Genomic DNA, 23,815 nt, shown 5'->3' with positions numbered 1-23,815 from the left:
TTGTCTGCAATTATGCACCCTGCGGGGAGGGCACCGGAGGACGGGCTTGATCTGCACAAGGTAGGCCTAGAGGCGCTAGATGCCCCATTTTTCAAGGGCTATAAACCTAACCGCACCCAGCGCGCAGGCCACCCTAAAGCGCTTAAAGTCACATATACATTTTTATATATGACGACTCTATGTCAGGCCTTATTCTGTGCTTTCAGCTACCTCGTGTTGCCTCTAACCAGGCGGTTCGTACGGCCAGCGCATCGGCTGTTGCCTGCACATCATGAACACGTACAGCCCAGGCACCAGCATCGGCAGCCAAGAGGGAAAGAGCGGCAGAAGCGATGTCCCGTTCGGTAGCCGACCGTTCGGTCACTTTTTCTAGGTCTAGCCCGTTTGTGGCAGCATCGAGTTCCTGCAGAAGGCGGGCGATAAAGCGTTTGCGAGAACCAGCAACCAGTACCCTGTGCCCCTGCTCGGCCAGTTGCTCGGTGGCCGCTAGAACCTGCCAGTTCTGATCCCCCTGCTTGGCAAAACCAGGGCCGGGGTCGAGAATGATGTTCTCTGGTGCTACTCCCCCGGCTAGTAGACGCTCACGCAGCACGAAGAGCTCCCCCAGCACTTCCTCAACCACATTGGTGTAGGTGGCTTGGGTATCCATGTTCTGGGAGCTGCCGCGCGCGTGCATCAGAATGTAGGGCACACCCAATTCTGCTACGGTGGACACCATATCCTCACGCAGGCTCATGCCCGCAACATCGTTGATGATATGCGCACCGGCTTCAACGGCAGCTCGTGCGGTCTCGGGGTTGAGGGTGTCTACGGACATGACAATGCCCTCGGCAACCAGGGCTTCGACCACAGGTAGGACGCGGCGCTGTTCCTCGGCCAGAGGTACACGAATAGCGCCGGGGCGGGTCGATTCACCGCCAATATCGATGATGTCTGCCCCCTGGGCTACCAGTTCGCGGGCGTGGCCAACAGCGGCGGCGGGGTCGTCGTAAAGCCCCCCGTCCGAGAAAGAATCGGGGGTTACGTTAAGAATCCCCATAATCAGGGTGCGGTCAGTGGGCAGGTTCTCAAAGGAGCCGTGGGCGTGGGGAAGAGTCATGGTTTCAGCGTAACACTGTGCGCCCGGTCTAAAAGCAGAAAGAAAGGCACCGGCTCTATCACCGGTGCCTGGTTCAATGCTACTTGGGCTAAGTTACGAGGGCTTGCTATAGCCGCTAACTGGCTCGGGGCTGGTCTATAAGGGTGTGTGGGGGTTGGTGCCGTCTCAAGCTCAATACCGTTCCCGCCAACTGGCTCGGGGCTGGCGTTTAAGGGTGTGTGGGGGTTGGTGCCGTCTCAAGCTCAATACCGTTCCCGCCAACTGGCTCGGGGCTGGCGTTTAAGGGTGTTGGCAGGAACGGTATTGAGCTCTATAAAAGCCTACGAAGCGTTCATTAAACTCATCGCCTCAGCACGAGTGGCAGGGTCACGTAGAGCACCGCGCACCGCACTCGTCACGGTCTTAGCGCCAGGCTTGCGCACCCCACGCATGGACATGCACATGTGCTCAGCCTGCATAACTACGATAGCCCCGGCGGGGTTCAGGTGTTCAACCAGTGCCTCAATGACCTGAGTTGTCAGCCGCTCCTGTACCTGCGGGCGCTTGGCGTACAGATCGACCAGGCGGGCCAGCTTAGACAGGCCGGTAACTTTACCGTCGCCACCGGGAATATAGCCGATGTGGGCAGTCCCGTAGAAAGGAACCAGGTGGTGCTCGCAGGTGGAGTAGAAAGGAATGTCCTTGACCAGGACCAGCTCGGAATGGTCGATATCGAAGGTGGTGCTCAGGAGCTGACCGGCATCCTGGTGCAGGCCAGAGAACATTTCCTCGTAGGCCCTAGCCACGCGTGCCGGGGTTTCAAGCAGGCCATCACGCTCAGGGTCCTCACCGATGGCAAGGAGGATTTCACGGACGGCAGCTTCAATACGCGGTTGGTCTACTGCCATGAGCGATTGCCACCCAAGGGGTCGATATCTGGGTTGCCGTCGGGGCCAGCGGCACCGGGGTGCGGGTTGCCGGGTTCCATAGGGTCAACTACGGGCTGCTGCACGATACCCTGCTGGTCTGCGGGCTCAGCAGTTTCGCCCTGCTCAGGGGTGTTCTTTGCCTTAGCCTGCTCGGCGGCTTCGCGTTCGCTCGGGGCCAGGACCGGGGGGAGGGTTGAGATTTCGCGGTTCTCCTTGGACAGCCACTGGGCGCGCTCGGGGCGCTTGCGGACATCCTTGAAGATTTCGGCGATTTCGTTCTCTAGCAGGGTTTCGCGCTCGAGTAGGGCGTAAGCCAGGGTATCCAGCACGTCACGGTTCTCCATGAGGATTTCGTGGGCCTCATCGTGAGCCATAGAGAGCAGGTCGTGAACCTCCTGGTCAACGGTAAAGGCCAGCTGGTCGGAGTGCTGGTTGCCGCCACCGGAGCCACCACCCAGGAAGGGGTCGGATTCCTTGGCGACCAGGCGCACGGAGCCTACCTTGGTGCTCATACCGTATTCGGTGACCATCTTGCGGGCGGTATCGGTGGCCTTCTGAATGTCGTTGGAGGCGCCGGTGGAGGGGTCGTGGAAGACAATTTCTTCGGCTGCACGGCCACCCATAGCGTAGGCCATCTGATCCAGTAGCTCGTTGCGAGTGGTGGAGTACTTGTCGTCCTGGGGCATGACCATGGTGTAGCCCAGGGCACGGCCACGGGGAAGAATCGTAATCTTGGTGACCGGGGCTGAGTTACGTAGGGCCGCCGCGACCAGGGCGTGGCCGCCTTCGTGGTAGGCGGTGACCTTGCGTTCATGCTCCTTCATGATGCGTGAGGATCGCTGGGGGCCAGCCATGACACGGTCAATGGCCTCGTCGATGGCGCGCTCGTCAATGACGTTCCCGCCGTCGCGGGCGGTAAGCAGGGCGGCTTCGTTCATGACGTTTGCCAGGTCTGCACCGGTGAAGCCGGGTGTGCGCTTAGCGACGGAGGCCAGCTCTACGCGGCGGTCGATAGGCTTACCTGCGGCGTGCACTTCCAGGATTCGCTGGCGACCCTTAAGGTCGGGGGCGTCAACCCCTACCTGGCGGTCGAAACGGCCAGGGCGCAGCAGGGCGGGGTCAAGAACGTCGGGGCGGTTGGTTGCCGCAATAACGATGATGTTGGAGCTACCGTCGAAACCGTCCATCTCAACTAGGAGCTGGTTGAGGGTCTGCTCACGCTCGTCGTTACCGCCACCCATGCCGATGCCGCGCTGGCGGCCTACAGCGTCGATTTCGTCCACAAAGATAATGGCGGCCTTGTTGGTCTTGGCTTCCTTGAAAAGGTCCCGCACACGCGAGGCACCCACACCCACGAACATTTCAACGAAGTCTGAGCCGGAGATGGAGTAGAAGGGCACACCGGCTTCGCCCGCAACTGCTTTAGCGAGCAGGGTCTTACCGGTACCGGGAGGGCCGTAGAGCAGAACGCCCTTGGGGATTTTTGCACCCAGGCGGGTGAACTTCTCGGGTTCGGCCAGGAATTCGCGGACCTCTTCGAGTTCGGCCAGGGCCTCGTCCACGCCTGCGACATCGGCGAAGCGGACGGTGGGGTTATCTTTGTTGAACTTCTTAGCGCGCGACTTGGAGAAGTTCATAATCTGTGAGCTGCCGCCGCCCATACGGGACATGATGAGCCAGAAAAGGCCCACCATGATGACAAAGGGCAGAATCATGTAGAGTGTGGAGGTAAACCAGTTAGTCTGTACCGGCTGGTCGGTGTAGGACTCAAGTGAGGCATCATCCATAGCTGTAATGACATCTGCGGCTCGGGGGGCAACATAGTAGAAGCTCACCGACTTACCCTGGTTATCACCAGCAGCATTGACGTAGTCATCTTTGAGTTCCAGGTCAACGCGCTGGTCGCCGTCATAAATTTTGGCACTGACTACCTTGTGGTCGTTCAGCAGGCCAATACCAACGTTGGTGTCAACGCGCGATGATGCTGCCATGGAATTGGCAAACAGCATAGGAACAGCGATCAGCAAAGCCATGAGAACCCAGAACCAGGGCCCAGAAATGAGCTTGCCGAAGAACCCCTTTTGCTTGGGGTCAGGGGTGTTATCCGTTTTCTGCACAGCCGCGCCTTCCACACATGATGGTGCGGGGGTTGCTTGAATCCCCCCGCAACTTTGGTTGCTCTGCACCCCGGTTTTTGGGTGCAGTGAGCCTCAGACCTATCTAATGTACCTAAACTTACCGGCTGCTTGCTCCCTAGCTCTGATTTTTCACCTCAGGGCTAAAGGGGGCAAGCTCCCGGGTGCAGGTCAGGGGCGGAGTGTGAGCCTCCGCCCCTGACCTGAAGCTCCCCTTAGCTCTTAGGAGTAGACGTGGGGTGCCAGGGTTACGATGCAATCAAGGTTGCGGTAACGCTCAGCAAAGTCCAGGCCATAACCCACCACGAACTCAGGTTCGATATCCCAGCCAACGTACTTGACCTCAACATCGGTCTTCACGCTCTTGGGCTTGCGGAGCAGAGTGCAGATTTCCACGGAGGAAGCGCCGCGAGAGACCAGGTTCTGTTGGAGCCATTTGAGGGTTAGGCCCGAGTCGATGATGTCCTCAACGATAAGCACATCGCGGCCGGTCAAGTCGGTATCCAAATCTTTGAGAATACGGACCACACCGGAGGACTTGGTGCCCGAACCGTAGGAGGAGACTGCCATCCAGTCCATGGTGTAGTGAGCTTTGAGAGCGCGCGAAAGATCAGCAACTACCATAATGGCACCCTTAAGCACGCCAACGAGCAGGACGTCCCGCCCTTGGTAGTCCTTATCAATCTGAGCGGCTAGCTCCTTGATTTTGGCGTCGATCTCTTCTTTGGTGAAGAGAACGTGCTTAATGTCTTTCTGTACATCGAGTGCGTCCACAGTTGATCTTTCTGCTGGGGTAAAAGAGGAAAGTACCCTACCGTGGGGATTGGGTAAGGCATACGTTCACTCTTAAGTATGGTTTATGGGGCGGTGTTGAGTAAAACGATGAGGCCGGTTTTCTTGAGGTTTATTTCTTGTCGTCCCCGCTTGAGGGTAAGGCCGGGGCGGCGGCGATAAGCCTTAACGTGGCCAGGGAGCTGGAGTGGCCCTGCCACAGAATGTTCCCGGGTGAAGGTTTCTAGGGCGGCCAAGCGCTCAAAACTAACGGACTGACCCCCAGCCTGCGCCAGAGCCAGGGCTAGGACGCGGGTACGCAGAGCTGGGTGCAGATCGGCCAGACTAGCCCGGTCAAGGAAGACACACCGGTGGGAGCCGTCTAGGGGCGCAGCCAGTGCCGGTGCTAGCCGCTGGGCAAGTTCTTGGGGAGTAGGCGCTAGTTCCTCTGCCCTCACCAGTACGCTATCCAGGGCCTGGCGGGCGGCCCGGTCCAGGTAGTTGCTATCTGCACCGGTGATTGCGGCGGTTCGCGCCAGGGAAAGGGCAACACCACCGCCCAGGTGCTCTTCAAGGTAGGGCAGAATACTGTGCCGTACCTTAGCCCGCATCAAACTCTGGTCTGTGTTGGTGGGGTCATTCCAGGGTTCTAGCCCCTCAGCCCGGCAAATCTGATCGATATCTGCCCGGCGCAGGGCCAGCAGGGGGCGCAGGTAGCCGGTGCCTCCGTCCTGCCGCCAGACAGGCATACCCGCCAGGGAACGGGTTCCCGAACCCCGGGCTAGACCCAGCAAAACAGTTTCAGCCTGATCGTCGAGAGTATGCCCCAGGGCTATGGCCCCAGCGCCGGTTTCAGCGGCAGCCTCTTTAAAGGCGCCGTAGCGGGCTAGGCGGGCGGCCATCTCGGGGCCTTCCTTACTCTCTGCTACCTGAACGGTGCGCACCAGTACCGGGTTCAAGCCCATACCTGTTAGTGTCTGGGCGGTATCTGCGGCGACCTCCGCTGAGCCGGCTTGAAGCTGGTGATCTACCACGATAGCCCCCACCCGGATATCGCCCCGCCGGTTGAAATGCGCCAGCAGGCTAGCCAGAGCCAAGGAGTCGGGGCCACCACTCACAGCGGCAAGGATAAGGGGGGCGTTTTCAGCGCCGGTAGACGGTGCACTACCGGTGGGTGCAACTGTGCCTACACCAAAAATACTGTTCAGGACGCGGGCCACTTCGCGGCGGGCGGCCCCCACCACCGGGTTCAGGCGGCTCTTACGCATCTTGGCCATCAGCCTGAGTCTCCTGCCCAAGAACCCGCTCAACCCAGAGCATAGGCTCATGAATTTCTTTGACCGTGGGCAGGTTCTCGGGGCCCTCCCAGATACGGTTGAAGCTGTCCATACCCACCCGGTCAACAAGAGCCTGCACAAACTTCTGCCCGTTCTTGTACTGGGCCAGCTTGGCATCCATACCCAGAAGTTTGCTCATAAAACGCGGGAAGAAACCCTGGTTCTTGCTCCGCTGTTCAAAGCGGCGGCGAATTGTCTTGACGCTGGGGACGATGCTGGCATCGACCGAGTCCATCACCACATTGGCATGGCCTTCCATCAGGCTCATCACACCGGTTACTGCCTCCATGAGCTCACGCCCCCGGTCGCTCAGAAGCAGGGTGGCCCCGGCGGGGCGGGGTTCCTTGCCTTCCCCAGGGGCCTGGTGTTCTTTCATGCTACGCACCGTGCCGGTGGCGGCGGAGGCAATCCGCTCGGGCAGGTTATCGGTCGCTTGGCCCAGCTCATGCCCCAGCTGGTGAATGAGGTTGAGCAGATAGTCGCGGAGCCAGGGGGCGGCGGCAAACTGAACCCGGTGGGTCTGCTCGTGCAGAGCAACCCAGAGACTAAAATCTGCCGGGTCAAGGTTCAGCTCTTTTTCCAGCATCATCAGGTTGGGCGCTACGATCATCAGGCGGCCGCCGCTTGGCCCGTGCCCGGCAAGAGCGGCAAAGGGGTCGTACTGGCCCAGCACACGGGTCGAAAGAAAAGCCAAGACGCCACCTAGCTCGGCTGCTCCACCGGTCTCAGTGAAGGCCTGTTCAAGGCTCGATAGGCGGGACAGTCGCTCTCCCAGTACCTCCTGGGCAATCGGGCCCAGCATCACGTCAAAGGATTGGGTATTAGCTTTAACCCAGGTGGGGCGGTCAAGGACCAGAACCTCAGAATCGTGCAGGTTGGCGGCCGCCTCAAGGCCAGTAATGGCGTACACATGGTCTACAGCTGCTACCGCCGCGTACCGCATTTCTTCGACGGCCTTACGCTTGGCCTGGGCCTGGGCGCGGGGGCCAGCCGGGGCCAGGAAACCAGCGACCTTGTGGGCCAGAGAGAGATTGACGGGGAGCTTAGCGGGGCTAGATGATGCCTTCATGAGAACCCACTTTACCGGGTTGATTTCACCGCATAAACATCAAGCCCATTGTGGCCAGTCCTCTGGGCTCACAATGGGCTTGAATATCTAGGTCTTTAACCTTGGCTCTTCTAGGGTTTCCCCTGTAAGAGACAGAGAGGCCTTAGTGGCCTTCCTGTTTGAAGCGCTCCTGGGCTTCTGCAACCAGCTTCTCAGCAAAGGCACGGTCCTCCCAGCCCTCACCCTTAACCCACTTGCCGGGCTCCAGGTCCTTGTAGCGCTCAAAGAAGTGCTTAATCTCCTCCTTGAGCTGATCGGCTACGTCGCTCACTTCCTGGATATGGTCATAGCGCTTGTCAGCGGGTACACACAGAACCTTATCGTCGCCACCGGCCTCGTCGGTCATACGGAAGACACCGATGGGGCGTGCTTCAACCAGTACGCCGGGAACAAGGTCAACATCGAGAATGACCATGGCATCCAGCGGGTCGCCGTCTTCACCGAGGGTGTTCTCAAAGTAGCCGTAGGCGGTGGGGTACTGCATGGAGGTGAACAGTACGCGGTCCAGACGCAGACGGCCGGTTTCGTGGTCAATTTCGTACTTGACGCGGGAACCACGGTTAATTTCAATAGTGACATCGAGTTCCAAGGGGAACCTCCTGGTTGAGTGGTGTACAAAGGTCCGCATAAGAGCGGCCGGTCCAGCTTATTAGTCTATCCGAGAACAGGCATGCTCAGTGTTTTTCCCCTGATAGGCGCGCTGGTGTCACCCGTATTACGCGGGAACGGTTTGTCATAGCAGGCCGGGCAAGCCAGCCGGTAGCTTACGCCCGCTACATATAACCTATATAGAGGACACGCATCTGCGCTAAGGGACCGATACATACGGAGGTTATATGACTGCTTCTCGCCAACGCCCGCTTCTGGCTTGGGCACTGACCGGTATGCTGATTGCCGGTTGCAGCGCAGCGGGCATGTGGGCGCTCCCCCGCTGGCAGGAGGCTGACCGTCTTCAGCAGCAGGCCCTAGCCCCCACCCTTGAGAGCACCCAACCCGCTCTTGAAGCGGTATCGGCTGGCACCCCCGTAGATACTGCGACTCTAAAGGCCGATATTGACAAGGTTCTAGGTTCGTTAGGCCAAGGAACAGTCTCAGCCCAGGTAGTTGATGCCGAAAGTGAGCAGGTACTCTACAGCCGCGATGCCCAGGCATCTCGTATCCCCGCATCGAATATGAAGCTCCTGGTGGACTATGCCGTCCTGGCAACCGCGCCCCAAGCTCGCCTCAAAACCTCTGTTGAGCTCAACGACCCCGCTACCCTAACACTGGTCTCCGGCGGTGACAGTCTCCTGGTTCCCGGCGAATCAACCCCAACCGCTGTTGTCGGTCACGCCGGCATTGAGACTCTCGCCCAGCGCACTATCGATGCCCTCAAGGCTCAAGGAACCACCAAGCAGAGCTTGGCTGTCAACCTTGATACAGGGGTCTTTGCTGGGGACTCCTTTAACAGTGAGTGGGCCCAAGAGGATATTGAGTCAGGTTTTATCAGTGCCGTGACACCCCTGGCTTTTTACTCCCACTACTCCCCCACAGCAGACGGCTCAGCCGCCAGCACCGACCGCCCCAAGAATGCCCCCGCAGAGGTCCACCAGAGCTTCATAGCAGCCCTGAACCGGCTGGGCCAGGCAGAAGGGCTGAGCTTTACGGCCGGGATCACCACCGAGGAACACCTTCAAGGAACAGAATTGGCAGCGGTGGAATCAGCTACCCTAGCTGAGCAGTCAGCGCATATGATGCTGGAATCGGATAACAGCCTGGCTGAAAACCTGGGCCGTAATCTCTCGGTGGTCACAGGCGGTGACGGCTCTACCCGAGGTGCCATTGATGCCGTCAGAACTATTCTGGCTGAAGCTGGTTTACCCACCTCATACACCCAAAAAGATATCAGCGGCCTCTCCATGAATAACCGGGTCAGCAGCGACCTGCTCACCCAGCTAGCCCTGCGGGCGGTCACAGGTAGCGCTTCCGAACGCCTTGCCCTTGAAGGGCTCCCCGTTGCAGGCTATAGCGGAACGCTAGGCCTGGCTACCCGGTTCAACGATGCCGATGAGGCCGCAGGCCGCGGCCTGGTGAGAGCAAAGACGGGCACACTCAACAGCGTGCTCTCACTCACCGGTTACACCGTCACCGGCTCAGGGCGGGTGCTGGTCTTCTCCGTCATCATGAACGATCTTGACGATACAAGAGCCGCTAAGAGCACGGTAGACCGATTTGCCGCTACACTCACCGACCGCTAGACAAAAACCCGCACCTACTTGTCTAGGTGCGGGTTTTATTCCTTGGCCGTTCCGGTCTTAGCTCACCCAGGTTCCGCTGCGCCAGGTCCAGTTGATGGTAGTACCGCTTTCAAAGGTGACTCGAACTACCCCATCGGCCCAGCGAGTCTCGTCGGTAACAGGAAAACCTAAAACGCTAGGGCCGCCCATGGCATACCAACGACGAGAGATTGCCCCCCGACCAGCAATTGCACGTGCCCCTGTACGCGGGGTCCAGTAGACAGAAGTCACGTAACCTCCGCGCGCAAAATCTTGACGCATACTGCCCATGTAGCTGTACTCAGAGTTCATGGGGTAGCCCCAGTTAAATTCGTACCGGTTGCGGGCAAACTTATTACCGATCGCACCGGGCCAGTAAACGTGCTGAGCTCCGTACTGGGGGGACCAGTAGATGGTTTGGCGCTTGGAGAAGTTCTGGATGAGGCCCCCACCTACTGAACTGAACTGCTCACCTAGCGGTTGCCCAAAAGCGCCTTCTCCACCGTGCTGGTAGTAGTACTGCCCAATGAGACCCTTAACCAAGCTACTGTCTTCAGTCGGTTCGGGTACCGGCCCTACCGGTTCAGCGGCGGTGATGGTAGAAACGTAGTCGTTGGGGCCGCGGCCTGATTCGTAGCGGTAGATACCCACATTGCCCAGTACACGCCAAGGCAGTGAGCTACCGTAGCCGTAGCAGAAGCCAATACCGATGACGTTTGCGTAGGGGGATAGGATAGCAGCGCGGTGAGGGGGAGAGCTCTTCCAGAAGTTCAGGAGCTGGTTGAGGTCGTCATTATAGGAGAGGGCAATAACCTCACGAACGAAGCTATAGCCCTGAACCTTAGCATTGTAAATAAATTCGGTACCGTGGGAGAAGTAACCCGCTTTGAACTGGCGGATTGCCTCGCCTTCCATAACTCCTGCAACGGTCGCCGAGTGCTTAACCGGAGCTAGACCATACTGGGCACGGTAGGCGTTAATAAGGTCGAGTAGGGTCTGCTGATCGGCAGCGAGTTGGTTATGAGATACTCTACGAATATCTGAAGCAGCTGCTGAGGCGGAAGTCATGGCAGAGCCGGCGGCCAGGCCGGAGAGAGTAAGGATTGCAGCCTGTCGACGAGTGGGCCGAACTGCGCGTGCAGTTTTAAGAAGACTCTTCATGCTGGCTCCTTTTTCTTGTGCAATGAGTGAGCAGATAAATTTTCTGAACACAACTTTATAGAATCGTGACCTGATTTTTACCCTTTTCACATGATTTTTTGAGTCTAGAACCATAATCATTCAGAGTCCCCCCAATCGCAGAAGAAGGCTCCTGGAGAGTATTTTGCCTTTTCAGAGCCTAATAATCTGCAGTTATACAGATATTCCTGGCAGACGGTAATTAACCAAAAAAATTAAAGCCACTTCCGCGTGGCGACCATACAAAACCACGCCTCTTAACCGCGCCAAAAAAGCCCTTGACATGCGAGAACATCGAAGCTCCGCACAATCAATATTTCCCCTTCAACAACTGCTTAACAAAATAAAGGCACCCCCAATTCAACCCACAGGGTGCCCGAAAGCATTGATTCGTGGCGCAGGACATAGCCATTCAAGGGATTACGTGTTTATCCCGTTTGATAAAAGGAGTTATTGTCTCTAAGTTTATGTTCGATACCAATTAGTAAATTATTAGAACAAGTGTTCCATGTTTATAACATTGGTCCGAACCTTTTGGCGGCGCCCAGACGCTTAAACTGTCAGCCACCCTTGCTAGCCTTGGGTACAGGAAACCCAAGGAGCAAGATGTTCTTTATTGACTCAGAAACTACCTATGCAGAGCAAGAGGCGCGGCTTGAACCTGTCGGGCAAGACCTCATTTACTCAGCCACAGATATAGTTCTATCTGCCCAATGCCAGTTTGCTACTCTCTACACTCTCGATCAGGCACTTGGCCGGCTTCCCCCTATAGAGATAAGCAAAAATATGCAGCGATCCCGCGCCGCAGCCCTTGGCCAAGCCCATGAAGAAAGAGTGCTGGCAGACTTCCTTAACCAGTATGGCCCCTGGAACGAGCTGACAGGGAGTGGTGTCTATCAGGTTGAGCCACCTACCAGCTACAGCAGGCAAGATCTGCAGGCCAAGCGAGATGAGACACTCATGGCCCTGCATGCAGGTGCAGATGTGGTCTTCCAGGCTTCTTTCTTTGATGGGGAGTTCCACGGGCGAGCAGACTTTCTGGTTAAACAAGAAAACGGTACCTATCGTGTAGTTGATAGCAAACTGGCTCGTACTGCCCGTGTGCCCGCCCTCCTTCAGCTAGCTGCCTATGCAGACCAGCTCCACCGTGAGGGTATAAGCCTTGACCCTCAGGTTTCCTTGATTCTGGGCAACGGTGTTGAATCTCTGCACGAGCTGGCAACTATAACCCCTGTCTTTGAGGAGAAGCGAGAGCGCTTTCAGTCCCTCACCGCCGCCCATCGACTAGAGGGCCAGGCTCCGGTGAGCTGGCAGACTCAAGGGTTGGTGCCAGCTCTGAGCCGATGCGGGCGGTGCGATATTTGCTTAGAAATGGTGCGTCTTCACCAAGATATGCTCCTGACCGCCGGGATGAACCCCCGCACTCGGCAAGCCATCTATGAAAGGTGCGGTATCACCACCATCGATGAGCTGGCGGCATTGGCCGGTAATAAGCAGCTCCCCGGCTTTGTGCGCCGCTATGCGGAGCAGGCGGCTCTTCAAACGGGGGTAGCCCAACCCGATGGTCGAGCCACTTTCCGCCGTAATGGTGTCGAAGATGAGGTCACCTACAAGCTTCTCCCTCGCCAGGCTCTGCGGCTGCTTCCCCGTGCCAGCGCAGGAGATCTCTTTATATCCCTCCGTAGCGATCCGTTCTGGCGCGACGAGCAGGCTACAAACCCGGTACTGATGTGGGGGCTCACCTATTCTTTTGCGGCAGTTCACCTGCCAGAAGATCCCGGTGAGCAACCCAGTTTTAGCCATTTCTGGGCACAGAGCAGGTCAGCGGAAAACCGTCTGCTGACCGATGCCCTCAGCATGATTCACCACCAGCGTCAGCTCCACCCCGGGCTGAGGGTCTACTATTTTGGCGCTTCTACCTTGGCAGCCCTCCAAGAGCTCGTGTCCCTGCACGGTTCCGGGGAGGCTTACCTGACCGACCTCCAACGGGAGAACGTGCTGGTGGATCTGTCCGAGGTCATGCGGCGGGCTATGCGGGTCAGCACCGGGACATCCGACCTGGCAGCGCTGGAACCGCTCTACCTGAGCGGACTAGAAGAGAAACTCGACATACCCGCTACCGTCTATGCCGACTACTGTCAGGCGCAGACCGATGGTCAGGTTGAGCGGGTATCAGCGATGGAGGCCGCTCTGTCTCGTGATTCCTACCGCACCGGCCTCTCTCTACTCCAGTTGCGGGCCTGGCTCCTTGGACTGGCGGGCCGCTCCGCTGATCAGGAGATAGCCCAACCTGCTCCCCTGGTTGATGTTAATGACCTCCTGGTGCAGGCTGGGCGAGCTGAAGATGAAAGCGCAGAAGAGCGCGAACTCCGCAGGTTTGTACAGGCTGTTGATTCTGGGGGCCAGGTAGAAGGCACCCAGTTAGAGGGCACCAGGCAAGCTATCGCGATGGTGGCCGCCGCGACCGGCTACCACCGCCGCGAGCGCCGCCAGTTTTGGTGGGATCACTTTAACCGGCTCACGGCCCCGCTGGAGGATTGGGAAGATACCCGAGACATTCTTCTGCTGGGCAGGCTGTCTGTCGTGAGTGACTGGCATAAGCCCGAAGGTGCCAGGTCGGTTTCGCGTGTGCTCAGCGGGGTGGCAAGGTTGGCTCCGGGGTCTTCGGTCAAGGTGGGCAACAGTAACCTGTTTGCTATGTACGCGCGTCCCTTTCCCCCTTTCCTGGAGGTGGAGGCTCGTCAGCAGGCTCTGACCTATGCGGCTCTGCATGAGGGGGTTCTGCCGGTTGAGCCAGAACGGGCGGGAGCATTTAATACAGAGATTGTGGAGCTTGCGGAAATTCCCGAGGAACAGGCCGGTCAGCCGCACCTGGTAAAGCTGACGGTACGGGAAACCCTACGGGGTTTTGGGGAGGAAGCTGCCAGTCCTTATGCTCAGCTTCCCTTGGCGATTACTCCTGGCCAGCCTATTCCTACACGTGCTCAGGAGCAGTCGCTAGCTGAGCTTGCCTTGCGGACTGCACGGTCTTTGCCCGAGCTACCGCAGTCAGCGGGTACCGACCTGCTCCTGCGGACCCCACCCCGCTTGACAGGCGGTGGTGAGCTACCTCAGGCCAGTGAGTTCGTGGAGAGCCACGGCTCTCTGGCGGGGGCGCAGGCTATCTACCGGGCAGTGAGCCGGCTTAAGCGGTCCTATCTGGCGGTGCAGGGACCGCCCGGTTCGGGTAAGACCTTTGTGGGGTCACATGTGATCGGCAGGCTGGTGGACTCCGGCTGGAAGGTGGGCATTGTGGCCCAGTCCCACGCGGTGGTAGAGAACATGCTCCTGGGCTGTATCAAGAATGGTCAGGTTGACCCCGATGCGGTAGCCAAGGGTGCGGGTAAGAGCCAGACCCCCGACTTTCCCTGGCGGGAGGTCAGTAATGCGGACGTCACTCGGTTTATGGACGAACCCGGAGGCCGAATTTTTGGCGGCACAGCCTGGGACTTTGCCTCCGACCGCAAGTTCCGTGGGGAAAGTCTTGACCTGCTGGTCATTGATGAAGCCGGCCAGTACTCACTGGCCAATACCCTGGCGGTGGCCCGGTCCGCTAAGAACCTTTTGCTCCTGGGGGACCCTGCCCAGCTCCCCCAGGTGACCCAGGGTGCCCACCCCTACCCCGTGGACGAGTCAGCCCTGGGCTGGCTCTCTGCAGGCCGGTCCGTGTTACCTGCTGAGTTCGGTTATTTCTTGGATATGAGCTGGCGCATGCACCCGGCTCTCTGCGCCCCGGTATCTGAACTTTCCTACGAGGGTAAGCTGATTTCTGCACCCGTGGGGGAAGAGCGTCACCTGGACGGTTGGGCACCTGGAGTCTACCTGCGCACTGTGGAACACAGCGGAAACTCCACTTTCTCGCCCGAGGAAACAGCCGAAGTTATTTCTCTGGCGCGAAGTTTTATGGGGCAGATGTGGACCCCTAACCGTCAGAAACCAGAGCAGGCAAGCCCCTTAGAACCCGAGGACATCATTGTTGTTGCCGCCTACAACGCACAGGTAGATATGATTCGTTCTGCTCTGGTTGAGTCAGGATTAACTGACGCAGAAGGCAAGGGTGTCCGTGTGGGTACAGTCGATAAGTTCCAAGGCCAGGAGGCACCTGTGGTGATTATGTCGATGGCAGCATCCAGTGCCGGGGATAGCCCCCGCGGAACAGACTTCCTGCTCTCGCCCAACAGGTTGAATGTCGCTCTGTCCCGTGGCATGTGGGCGGCTGTGGTGGTCTGCTCCGACCGTTTTACCGACTTCTTACCTGCCAGCCCAGAATCCCTGGCCCAGCTCGGCGCTTTCATTCGACTTGAACAGGCTGCCCAATCCCTGCCTGCGCTTCCGCCGCCTGCTTCTACCACCGATTTCTCATCTACCGGGAGTTAACGTGAACCTCAAACCCACCAGCCGTAAACGCGGCCCCTACATCTTCCACTTCGAGGGTCAGACCGTGGCCCTGGGGGAAGCCCGCTACCTGCACCGCATTAACGAGCGCCTCATCGAGCAAGGCTACAGGACCAGGCCCACCTATTGGGACCAGGCCTACCTGGCTGATCTCTCTATGACCAATCCCGAAAACTTTAGCGTCGCCGCCGAACAGTTCGATCTTCCCAGCCAGGCTGACCAGCTCAACAGTGTGGGCGTGGATTGCGCCAGTAGTGAGTTCTGGTCTGCCATGTACGCTAGGGCTTTCAATACCGCGAGCTGGGGTGCAGACTACGATGACACCCTCTATATGCCCCAGCTACCAGATTGGCTAGAACGCTCTAGAGCTTGGTCTATTGACCCGCTTGCCCCCTACGAGGGGGGCGGTCAGCCAGACCCTGCCGGTGGTTGGGTGAGGGTGCGGGAAACCCCTGGCGGTAATCAGCCGCTCGGGCTTTTCCAGCTGACCAGTAATACCTCCTTCTGGGTCTTTGGCTCTGCCCCTGACCTTAAACAGATAGTCCGTCTGTGCCGAGAACTGGCGCGGGAGCGAACCGGTTTTGATCGGATGGTCGCCTATATGGGCTATGATCTGACCTGTAGCAGCATTTGCCTGCCGATAGAGTGCCGGCGGCCGCTAGAAGAAGAACTCTTTCTTGCCGGAGTGGATGCTGAAACCCTTTTTTGGGACAAAAACTAACCCCCTATAGGGCTTTCAGTAGGGCATACTTAGAATTGTGTTTGTACTGACCTTTATTGCACGTTCGAAACATGCTGACTTGGCCGCCTTGGAGTCCCGCCTTGATCAGTTGCACCCGGCAGTAGCGTTTACTCAGACCTACCCGGATGAGCTACAGGGCGCATTTGCCACCAGCGAGGATTCTCTAGCCGCTGCCCTCTTGGGGGCGCGTCAGGCGAGTTTTTGGGTGGGTATTGGTGTCGGTGAGCTAGCCCAGCCCCGGTTTGCCGCCGCCCTGGGGGCGGTAAGTACCCCGGAGTGTTCGGGGCCCGCTTTGAGCCTGTCGCGGTCAGCCGTTGAGCAGGCACAGACCGGTGCGCCACCGCGCGGTATTTGTCTGCACGCCGCCGGTGATTCCGCCGTCCGCGCCGACCGGGTAACCGGCCTCCTGCGTCTGCTCTACCGGGTGGCAGCGGCCCGCACCGAAGCAGAGTGGCGTGTTCTTGACCTGATTGTGCCCGGGGTACGTGGCCAGCAGAAGGCAGTAGCGGCAGCGCTCGGTATCAGTTCCCAGGCGGTCAGTAAGACCCTGGTCAGGGCCTACTGGCATGAGGAGTTGGCCTCCCGCGCACTGCTTGCCGAGCTCATAGATGAACTCAACCGTGCCCCACAGGGAACCCACCAGCGGCCCCGACGCTAGAACGACCTAGCTTGTCAGGTCAACCGACTTTTTCTTCTGGACAGTTTTACCCACAAGGAGAGCCAGCGCGGAAAGAGCACAGATCACCATTGATGCTCTCATCAGCTCTACCAGAACCGGTGGCCACCCTGCTACTGAGGCCAAGTCTCCGAGATCTGTGAGGTGGCTGAGGCATACTAAGACCCAGACAAGAGCGCATACTCTGCCTGCCCCTCTGTGGCGAGCTAGAACAGCTATCTCCATGAAAGCCCACGTCCAGTGGTGGAGCCACGAAACAGGTGAGAGTAGGCAGGTGGCAACACCGATTAGAGCGGTGGCTGCCAGGAAATCGTCAGTCTTGATGAAGCGATCTGCCAACCAAAAGGTTGCGATTAGGAGTCCCACCAGAAGGGGCGCAAGCAGGAACAGAGAGTGGGTCTCGAAGAGCCGCTCGCTGATCCCCTGCAGTGAGCTATTGCCAGAGGTCGCAAAATTCTCGCCTAAATCAACAACTGTTTCTAGCTCTAACAGCCGCGAACTGAAGTAGTTGAAGGTGGTAGCGGGAAGAAAAACAGCGCTCACCACAAGGGTTACAAGGCCGGTAGCCGATGTGACCAGGGCAGGTTTCCAGCGGGCGGTCAGCACAAAAAAGAGAATAAAGAGGGCTGGTGTGAGCTTGATTCCGGCAGCTATGCCCAGAAGCACCCCGCGCGGTAGGTAGCGCGACGGAGGGCGAGTCATGTCAGCTAAGCAGAGAGCGACCAAGATGAGGTTGATCTGCCCGAAGATAAGGTGCTGGGCAACAACATTGGAGAACAAAGAACCTGTGAAAAGAACGGTAAACCATAGCAGGTAAGACTTAATCGCCAGGTTGGGTCGGACATACCTCAGTGAGCTTGCCAGGATAAAGCCGAGGGCTAGTGCGTTGAGGAAGGTCCACACGCCTAAGCCCAGAGGCTCAGGGAGCCAGCTTAGCGGGGTCAGTAGGATAGCGGCAAAAGGGGTGTAAACAAAGGGGAGACCCTGGGGTACATACTCACCGACGATGTTCTCCGCATAGATGTTGGCACCCTCGAACAGGTAGGACCCAACACCCCGGTAAACACCGTAGTCAACCGGCCCATAGACCAGTGTAGAAGACAGCAGAGCGATTCGCGCTCCGGCAACAGCGAGAGCCAACAGACAGATAGCGATTAACCCGTATCTGCTTCTAAGCGTCATGGTTCCACCGTATGCTCCGGGTAAAGCACTGCATTTTCTCTCTTAGAGTAACTCCCGGATGATAGGCACCACGCCATCGTCATAGACCGATAAAGTCACATCTGTAGCGAGCTCCGCGACCTCGGGCAGGGCCTGACCCATAGCCACACCACGGGCAGCCCATTGAATCATTTCGCGGTCGTTGAGGCCGTCGCCAATAGCGATGGTGTGCTCTGGCTTGACGCCCAATCCTTGCCTGATCTCTTCGAGGGCTGTTGCCTTAGAGACATCTTCTGGAGAGATATCTAGCCAGGCGCTCCAACCTACAGCGTAATTGACCCCGCTGAGGCCCAGGTTGCTAATGACTTCCTTAAAATCGGCAGGAGTGTCCTCAGGTGAACAAACAACTACGCGCACCGCTGAGTCCATAGCGGCCATCTGGGTACGGCTTACTTTAGTGGTCTTAACCCCAAAGGACCAGTCTTCAAAATTATCAGTAGCATAAACGGTGCCGTCGGGGGCCTCCAAAGCCAAAGATGCCTGAGGCAGACGCTCCTTGATGGTTGTAATGGCTGAGGAAGGATCAAAACTGACCTTGTTAACGACCCGATAGCCCCCCTCTGCCCCTGGATCTATGCTCACAGTAACAGCCCCATTGGAGCATACGGTATAACCCCTATCAAGGCCTATGAGCTGAGCAATAGGCAGGGTAGCGCCTAGGGAGCGGCCGGTGGAGATCACTACATGGTGCCCGGCCTCAGCTACCTGTCTGGTCGCTTCTTTGACGGCTTCACTCATCTTCCCATCGTGGTTAACCAAGGTCCCATCCACGTCAAGGGCCACCAGGTAGTGGACCCCCGGCTCTTTCCGCCAGTCAGACTTCCGCAAGGGCAGGGTTTTCATATCTTTAATGCTGTCTATCACTCTATCTCCGTCTCTCAGGTCAGGTTCTTGCACCGGGTGCATCGCCTTGCCACTGGGTAGGCCCCCTATCAGCTGGCCCCAGCCACTAGCTATGCCAGCAAGGTTCATGGCCTCTTTAGCCGCCCACCCCTGACCAGACTATACAGAAAATCTCTCCTGTGAAAATAGAAGCAAGGCAGGGCCTAAAGGTTTATGGGGGGCCAGAGGCCTTAAACTAGAGAACATGTCTTTAGCTGACCTTTCTGAGAGCACCCAAAACTACCTAAAAATTATCTGGAGCATTACCGAACATTCTTCAGAACCGGCTAGTACCTCCGTAATAGCCTCCCGAGCCGGAGTACGGCAATCGTCTGTCTCGGATGCCATCAAACGCCTGCGCCAAGCCGGGCTGGTCCAGCACCAACCCTACGGCGCTATTGAGCTCACCGAAGAAGGCCATCGCTACGCTCTCTCTATGATTCGCAGGCACCGCCTCATAGAAACTTTTCTGGTAGAGACTCTGGGCTACAGCTGGGATCAGGTTCACGATGAGGCAGAAGTACTGGAACACGCAGTCTCAGATACCCTCATCGAACGCCTGGATCAATTTTTAGGGCACCCCAGCCGAGACCCTCACGGGGACCCCATCCCCTCCGCTTCAGGGGAGATGACCCACCCACCGATGGCTCCGCTGAGCCACTACGCAGGTTCCCAGGAGTATAGGCAAGAACTGCCCTTAACCCTTAAGGTTGAGAGAGTCTCCGACGCTAACGCTCAGACTCTCAGGGCCTGCACCCATCAAGGGGTCATTCCCGGTACTCTTCTGACCTTACGTGAGACAAACACGGGAGGCCAGCTAACCGTTCATAACGGTCAGGGCCTCCCGCTCAGACTCAGCCCAGCAGAGACAGAGGCGATCTTCGTGTCTCTGCCAGCAAGCTAGGCTACAGTTGCCATTTTGCGAGCCCGCCAGTGAGCCAGAATTCCGTGCCTAGGGGCAAACAGGTAGGTGATCCCAAAAATCGTTCCTAGAGCTAGGACTACGGTACCTCCTACGGAAACATCAAATAGGTAGCCGCAGAAGAAACCCAGTAGAGCCCCGCTTACCGATACCGCGATAGAGATAATGAACATGGAATTGAATTTATCGGTCAGTAAGCGGGCAGTAGACCCTGGAATGACCAGTAGAGCCACCACCAAAACAACTCCCACGATCTGAAGAGCCAGTACCGAAGTCACTGCCAGGGCCACCAACAAAATAGCTGAAAGGGCACGCGGGTTGAGCCCGATAGCGTGAGTGTAACCAGGGTCAAAGGCGTAGAGAATCAAATCCTTACGCTTAATCATAAGAATCGAGATCACCAGAGCAGCAAGCACTACTACCTGCACTAGATCTAGCCATGACACTCCCAGCACATTGCCAAAGAGCACTGAGTGCAGATCAACCTGAGAAGGGAAGGCAGATAGTAGGACCAGCCCGAGGGCAAACATGGTGGTAAAGACGATGCCTATAGCAGCATCTTTACGAACCCGCCCCCCAGATGAGACGGATCCGATTAAAGCCACAGCAGTAAGAGCTGCCAGAACCGCACCAATGGCATAGGGGATACCCAAAATGTAGGATATCGCTACACCCGGTAGAACCGCATGCGAAATACCATCACCCATGAGTGAAAGCCCCATCAGCACTAGCCAGCAGGACAGCAAGGCACAGACCGTGGCGGCTACCACCGTTACGAGTAGCCCCCGTTGCATAAAACCATAGCTCAGAGGCTCGATAATGAGTTCGTACATGCTAATTTGCTCCTGCCTGATTAAGGGGGTCTACTCCAAAAGCCCGAATAAGGTTCGACGGTTCTAGCACCTCTTGGGGGCTACCTCGTGAGATAACCCTATTGCGCAACAAGACAGCGCTATCCGCTAAATCCGCTAAATTAGCTAGGTCATGGGTGGAAATAAGAATACTGGCACCCGAATCGCGGAGTTCTTTGAAGAGACTAATCAGCATAGCTTCACTCTTTTTATCGACACCGGCAAAAGGCTCATCCAGGAGCAGGATCCGGGCCCCTTGGGCTAAGCCTCGAGCAACAAAAGCTCGTTTTTTCTGCCCGCCGGAAAGGTTGCCAATCTGGCGGTGGGAAAGCTGCTCAAGCCCTACTCTCTCCAAAGCCTGATCAACAGCCTGGACATCCTCTTTTTTGAGCCGCCGGGTCAGCCCCAAGCGCCCATAGCGACCCTGGCTGACGATATCCCGAACCGATAGCGGGAAGCTAAAATCAATGTCCTCGCTCTGGGGTACGTAACTGACCAAGCCCTGGCGGCGGGCCTGGCGGGGGCTCAGCCCAGCAATACGGACTGACCCTGATGCGGGTACCAGACCCATAATGGACTTAAAGAGCGTGGACTTACCCGATCCGTTCATGCCTACCAGCCCACAAATATGCCCAGCCGCCAGACTCAAGGAAGCATCACTCAGGGCAGCTACCTGCCCGTAGTGCACGGTGACATTGGAGATTTCTAACATATCCTGTGTGTTCTCTACCATGACCAGCCCTAGTCCTTTGAGCCCAGGGCATCAGCGATGAGCTGGGTATCATAACGGATCAAGTCAAGGTAGGTCGGCACCGGCCCACCTTCCTCAGAAAGAGAGTCAACATAGAGTGTTCCGCCGAATTTAGCATGGCTTTCAGCAGCGACCTGCTCCATGGAACGCGCGGAGACAGTTGATTCGCAGAAAACAGCGGGCACATTATTAGTAGCGACCTCCTCAACTATCTGGGCAATACGCTGAGCACCAGTCTGCCCGTCAGAGTTAACTGCCCAGAGGTAGGCTTCTGTTAAACCGGCATCGGCCGCCAGGTAGGAGAAAGCACCTTCACAGGTAACCAGCATGCGCTGATTGCTGGGGAGCTGGGACAGGGAATCCACCAGTTCCTGGTGAACCTCCTCCAGTTGCCCCTTGTAAGCCTTAGCGTTGTTTTCAAAGTCATCGGCGTGTTCAGGGGCGACCTCACTCAGGGCCTTGACGATGTTATCCACATAAACCTGAGCAGCTACCGGGCTCATCCAGGCATGAGGGTTAGGGTAGCCAGCGCCGGCATCCTCGGTGATACTGATTGGCTCGATACCTTCAGTCAAGATAGCGGCCGGTGCCTTAGAATCTTGCAGGAATTTATCCAACCAGGACTCTAGGTGAAGACCGTTAGCAATGATCAGATCGGCTTCTGAAGCTTTACGCACATCTGAAGGGGTTGGGTCATAACCGTGAATTTCAGCGCCAGCCTTAGTGAGCGATTCCACCTGAACGTACTCACCCCCGATGTTCTGGGCAATATCCGCAATAACAGTGAAGGTTGCTAGGACGTAGGGCTTTTCCGAGCTGGCCTCCCCTGGTTTTGCGGAGCAGGCTGATAGGCAGATCAGGAGGAGAGCTGCGGCCATAGCGAACAGGCTCCTGCCCCAGCTTCTGCTACTGCTCTTGGCCTTATCTGCGTGAATTGTGGAAGTCATCAGTATCTTTCTTGTCTTAAGGGCGGATCGGGGCGGTTTCCGCTGCTGAACTGCTTTGTTCACAGCTTGTACCGGCCCTATCTTTCACCGCTAACAGCATAAGTTCGTCTAGACGAACTTTTCAACGGTGACACGCCCGCACCCCGGACATCACACAACAGGGCGCCCCCTCCACAGGAGGGGGCGCCCTAAAAACATTTCACGCAAAAACCTACTTGACAGGTATTAACTCAAGACCGCCCATATAGGGGCGTAGGGCCTCGGGGATGCGCACAGAGCCATCAGCCTGCTGGTGGGTTTCTAGGATAGCGACCAGCCAGCGGGTAGTAGCCAAGGTACCGTTGAGGGTAGCCACAGGACGGGTCCCACCCTTCTTGACCTTGCCCTGGGCATCCACGGTATCGGGCATACGCTCACGCACGTTCAGGCGGCGGGCCTGATAGGTGGTGCAGTTAGAGGTAGAAGTCAGTTCCCGGAAAGCACCCTGGGTGGGAACCCAGGCTTCACAGTCAAACTTACGGGCAGCAGACGAACCCAGATCCCCTGCGGCGGTATCAATCACCCGGTAGGACAGCTCGCACTTGGCTAGCATTTCCTCTTCCCAGGCCAGCATCTGCGCGTGCATATCCTCCGCCTGCTCAAGGGGGCAGTAGACAAACATTTCTGCCTTGTTGAACTGGTGCACTCGGATAATACCCCGGGTGTCCTTACCCGCTGAACCGGCCTCACGGCGGTAGCAAGACGACCAGCCCAGGTACTTCTTGGGCCCCTTAGAGAAATCTATAATCTCATCAGCATGGAAGCCCGCAATAGCGACCTCGGAGGTACCCACCAGGTAGAGATCATCGCGTTCAAGACGGTAAATCTCATCGTCGTGCTCAACATTGAAGCCGGTGCCGTTCATGGTTTCAGGGCGCACCAGGGTGGGGGTGGTCAGCATGGTAAACCCGGCAGCGGTTGCCTGGTCCAGAGCCATCCACAGCAGGGCCTGCTCAAGGCGGGCAACGTGACCCTTCAAGAAGTAGAAGCGGGCTCCAGATACCTTGGCACCGCGAACCATATCGATGCCATCCACCAGCTCGCCGATTTCAAGATGGTCGCGGGGCTCAAAACCGTCGGCGCTAAAGTCGCGCGGCTCCCCCACCTGCTTGATGACCACGTAGTCGTCCTCGCCACCGGCAGGGATACCATCAATAATCAGGTTCCCCATGCTCGAAAGCAGCGTGTCCTGGTGGGCCTGAGCGGCCTCCGAAGCCGCCTTAGCCTGGGAGACCTTCTGCGAAAGCTCCTTAACTTCTGCGAGCAGGGCCTGCTTTTCTTCCTTGGCAGCCTTACCAATCTTCTTAGAGAAGACGTTCTGCTCAGCTCGCAGGTTTTCGAACTCTACGATGGCCTGGCGGCGGGCGGTATCCGCTTCAAGGATCTGGTCGATGAGGGTTTCGTCGGCACCTCGGGCACGCTGAGAAGCGCGGAAGGCATCGGGGTTTTCACGCAGGAGGTTAATGTCAATCATGCCTCTAAATCTACCGTAGTTACCCTTCCTTTTGCTGGCGGGGGTCACCTGATAGAACCGATATCCGCCAAGCTTTGCCCCTCT

The 23,815-nt window shown here is 57.4% G+C and carries 19 protein-coding genes; 5 read left to right on the top strand and 14 right to left on the bottom strand.

Annotation, left to right across the window (positions count from 1 at the left end):
• Positions 1–202: 202 nt before the first annotated feature.
• From folP to ppa, 7 genes are all read right to left on the bottom strand, one after another.
• The gene (folP, locus tag ACN082_RS01115; protein ID WP_419099013.1) at positions 203–1,099 is read right to left on the bottom strand and encodes a dihydropteroate synthase; all 897 of its coding nucleotides are present in this window, start codon (positions 1,097–1,099) and stop codon (positions 203–205) included.
• A gap of 320 nt (positions 1,100–1,419) precedes the next feature.
• Positions 1,420–1,986 (bottom strand): GTP cyclohydrolase I FolE, encoded by a 567-nt coding sequence (gene folE / locus ACN082_RS01110; protein WP_419099012.1) that lies wholly within the window; start codon positions 1,984–1,986, stop codon positions 1,420–1,422.
• Positions 1,977–4,040 carry an ATP-dependent zinc metalloprotease FtsH gene (gene ftsH, locus ACN082_RS01105; protein WP_419099440.1) on the bottom strand — a complete coding sequence of 688 codons (2,064 nt, stop codon included), beginning with the start codon at positions 4,038–4,040 and terminating at the stop codon, positions 1,977–1,979. The genes folE and ftsH overlap by 10 nt, the downstream gene beginning before the upstream one ends.
• Before the next feature lie 324 nt (positions 4,041–4,364).
• Positions 4,365–4,916 (bottom strand): hypoxanthine phosphoribosyltransferase, encoded by a 552-nt coding sequence (gene hpt / locus ACN082_RS01100; protein ID WP_419099011.1) that lies wholly within the window; start codon positions 4,914–4,916, stop codon positions 4,365–4,367.
• An 83-nt stretch (positions 4,917–4,999) separates the two neighbouring features.
• The gene (gene tilS, locus ACN082_RS01095) at positions 5,000–6,190 is read right to left on the bottom strand and encodes a tRNA lysidine(34) synthetase TilS (RefSeq protein ID WP_419099010.1); all 1,191 of its coding nucleotides are present in this window, start codon (positions 6,188–6,190) and stop codon (positions 5,000–5,002) included.
• On the bottom strand, positions 6,174–7,319 hold the full coding sequence (locus tag ACN082_RS01090) for a zinc-dependent metalloprotease (protein WP_419099009.1): 1,146 nt from the start codon (positions 7,317–7,319) through the stop codon (positions 6,174–6,176). The genes tilS and ACN082_RS01090 overlap by 17 nt, the downstream gene beginning before the upstream one ends.
• 142 nt (positions 7,320–7,461) lie before the next feature.
• Positions 7,462–7,986 (bottom strand): inorganic diphosphatase, encoded by a 525-nt coding sequence (gene ppa / locus ACN082_RS01085; RefSeq protein ID WP_419099008.1) that lies wholly within the window; start codon positions 7,984–7,986, stop codon positions 7,462–7,464.
• Positions 7,987–8,194: 208 nt separating this feature from the next.
• Here ppa and dacB point away from each other — a divergent pair, with 208 nt between their 5' ends.
• On the top strand, positions 8,195–9,595 hold the full coding sequence (gene dacB, locus ACN082_RS01080) for a D-alanyl-D-alanine carboxypeptidase/D-alanyl-D-alanine-endopeptidase (RefSeq protein WP_419099007.1): 1,401 nt from the start codon (positions 8,195–8,197) through the stop codon (positions 9,593–9,595).
• A gap of 57 nt (positions 9,596–9,652) precedes the next feature.
• On the opposite strand, the gene ACN082_RS01075 is transcribed toward dacB, so the two are convergent.
• A complete protein-coding gene (locus ACN082_RS01075) occupies positions 9,653–10,774 on the bottom strand; it encodes a CAP domain-containing protein (RefSeq protein ID WP_419099006.1) in 1,122 nt (373 codons plus the stop codon).
• Between the two features lie 624 nt (positions 10,775–11,398).
• On the opposite strand from ACN082_RS01075, the gene ACN082_RS01070 reads away from it, so the two are divergent.
• From ACN082_RS01070 to ACN082_RS01060, 3 genes are read left to right on the top strand one after another with little or no spacing between them, the layout of a single operon-like run.
• Positions 11,399–15,208 carry an AAA domain-containing protein gene (locus ACN082_RS01070; protein ID WP_419099005.1) on the top strand — a complete coding sequence of 1,270 codons (3,810 nt, stop codon included), beginning with the start codon at positions 11,399–11,401 and terminating at the stop codon, positions 15,206–15,208.
• A 1-nt stretch (position 15,209) separates the two neighbouring features.
• Positions 15,210–15,947 carry a hypothetical protein gene (locus tag ACN082_RS01065; RefSeq protein WP_419099004.1) on the top strand — a complete coding sequence of 246 codons (738 nt, stop codon included), beginning with the start codon at positions 15,210–15,212 and terminating at the stop codon, positions 15,945–15,947.
• Positions 15,948–15,984: 37 nt separating this feature from the next.
• Entirely contained in the window at positions 15,985–16,626 is a 642-nt protein-coding gene (locus ACN082_RS01060) for a recombinase RecJ (RefSeq protein WP_419099003.1), read from the top strand.
• 6 nt (positions 16,627–16,632) lie between these two features.
• Here ACN082_RS01060 and ACN082_RS01055 read toward each other — a convergent pair whose 3' ends face one another.
• Positions 16,633–17,826 (bottom strand): glycosyltransferase 87 family protein, encoded by a 1,194-nt coding sequence (locus ACN082_RS01055; RefSeq protein ID WP_419099002.1) that lies wholly within the window; start codon positions 17,824–17,826, stop codon positions 16,633–16,635.
• A 42-nt stretch (positions 17,827–17,868) separates the two neighbouring features.
• Positions 17,869–18,708 (bottom strand): HAD family hydrolase, encoded by an 840-nt coding sequence (locus ACN082_RS01050; RefSeq protein WP_419099001.1) that lies wholly within the window; start codon positions 18,706–18,708, stop codon positions 17,869–17,871.
• A gap of 244 nt (positions 18,709–18,952) precedes the next feature.
• Here ACN082_RS01050 and ACN082_RS01045 point away from each other — a divergent pair, with 244 nt between their 5' ends.
• Complete coding sequence (locus ACN082_RS01045) at positions 18,953–19,651, top strand: metal-dependent transcriptional regulator (protein ID WP_419099000.1); 699 nt, start codon at positions 18,953–18,955, stop codon at positions 19,649–19,651.
• Here the strand turns inward: ACN082_RS01045 and ACN082_RS01040 are convergent.
• The 4 genes from ACN082_RS01040 to serS all read right to left on the bottom strand — a co-directional run bounded on the left by ACN082_RS01040 (position 19,648) and on the right by serS (position 23,731).
• Complete coding sequence (locus ACN082_RS01040) at positions 19,648–20,508, bottom strand: metal ABC transporter permease (RefSeq protein ID WP_419099439.1); 861 nt, start codon at positions 20,506–20,508, stop codon at positions 19,648–19,650. The two genes, ACN082_RS01045 and ACN082_RS01040, sit on opposite strands and share 4 nt — an antisense overlap.
• The gene (locus tag ACN082_RS01035) at positions 20,504–21,253 is read right to left on the bottom strand and encodes a metal ABC transporter ATP-binding protein (protein WP_419098999.1); all 750 of its coding nucleotides are present in this window, start codon (positions 21,251–21,253) and stop codon (positions 20,504–20,506) included. The genes ACN082_RS01040 and ACN082_RS01035 overlap by 5 nt, the downstream gene beginning before the upstream one ends.
• Positions 21,254–21,261: 8 nt before the next feature.
• The gene (locus tag ACN082_RS01030; protein WP_419098998.1) at positions 21,262–22,218 is read right to left on the bottom strand and encodes a metal ABC transporter substrate-binding protein; all 957 of its coding nucleotides are present in this window, start codon (positions 22,216–22,218) and stop codon (positions 21,262–21,264) included.
• Between the two features lie 211 nt (positions 22,219–22,429).
• Positions 22,430–23,731, bottom strand: coding sequence for a serine--tRNA ligase (gene serS, locus ACN082_RS01025; protein WP_419098997.1), 1,302 nt, complete (start codon positions 23,729–23,731; stop codon positions 22,430–22,432).
• Positions 23,732–23,815 lie beyond the last annotated feature (84 nt).

The sequence above is a fragment of the Rothia sp. CCM 9417 genome, from assembly GCF_048513575.1.
Lineage (GTDB): Bacteria > Actinomycetota > Actinomycetes > Actinomycetales > Micrococcaceae > Rothia.
This window is presented reverse-complemented; position numbering and strand designations above follow the sequence as displayed.

Excerpts from the sequence above, each read along its gene's own strand:
- folP (WP_419099013.1), bottom strand. The coding sequence starts at position 1,099 with ATGACTCTTCCCCACGCCCACGGCTCCTTTGAGAACCTGCCCACTGAC.
- folE (WP_419099012.1), bottom strand. The coding sequence starts at position 1,986 with ATGGCAGTAGACCAACCGCGTATTGAAGCTGCCGTCCGTGAAATCCTC.
- ftsH (WP_419099440.1), bottom strand. The coding sequence starts at position 4,040 with ATGGCTTTGCTGATCGCTGTTCCTATGCTGTTTGCCAATTCCATGGCA.
- tilS (WP_419099010.1), bottom strand. The coding sequence starts at position 6,190 with ATGGCCAAGATGCGTAAGAGCCGCCTGAACCCGGTGGTGGGGGCCGCC.
- ACN082_RS01090 (WP_419099009.1), bottom strand. The coding sequence starts at position 7,319 with ATGAAGGCATCATCTAGCCCCGCTAAGCTCCCCGTCAATCTCTCTCTG.
- ppa (WP_419099008.1), bottom strand. The coding sequence starts at position 7,986 with ATGCGGACCTTTGTACACCACTCAACCAGGAGGTTCCCCTTGGAACTC.
- dacB (WP_419099007.1), top strand. The coding sequence starts at position 8,195 with ATGACTGCTTCTCGCCAACGCCCGCTTCTGGCTTGGGCACTGACCGGT.
- ACN082_RS01075 (WP_419099006.1), bottom strand. The coding sequence starts at position 10,774 with ATGAAGAGTCTTCTTAAAACTGCACGCGCAGTTCGGCCCACTCGTCGA.
- ACN082_RS01070 (WP_419099005.1), top strand. The coding sequence starts at position 11,399 with ATGTTCTTTATTGACTCAGAAACTACCTATGCAGAGCAAGAGGCGCGG.
- ACN082_RS01055 (WP_419099002.1), bottom strand. The coding sequence starts at position 17,826 with ATGACGCTTAGAAGCAGATACGGGTTAATCGCTATCTGTCTGTTGGCT.
- ACN082_RS01050 (WP_419099001.1), bottom strand. The coding sequence starts at position 18,708 with ATGAAAACCCTGCCCTTGCGGAAGTCTGACTGGCGGAAAGAGCCGGGG.
- ACN082_RS01045 (WP_419099000.1), top strand. The coding sequence starts at position 18,953 with ATGTCTTTAGCTGACCTTTCTGAGAGCACCCAAAACTACCTAAAAATT.
- ACN082_RS01035 (WP_419098999.1), bottom strand. The coding sequence starts at position 21,253 with ATGGTAGAGAACACACAGGATATGTTAGAAATCTCCAATGTCACCGTG.
- ACN082_RS01030 (WP_419098998.1), bottom strand. The coding sequence starts at position 22,218 with ATGACTTCCACAATTCACGCAGATAAGGCCAAGAGCAGTAGCAGAAGC.
- serS (WP_419098997.1), bottom strand. The coding sequence starts at position 23,731 with ATGATTGACATTAACCTCCTGCGTGAAAACCCCGATGCCTTCCGCGCT.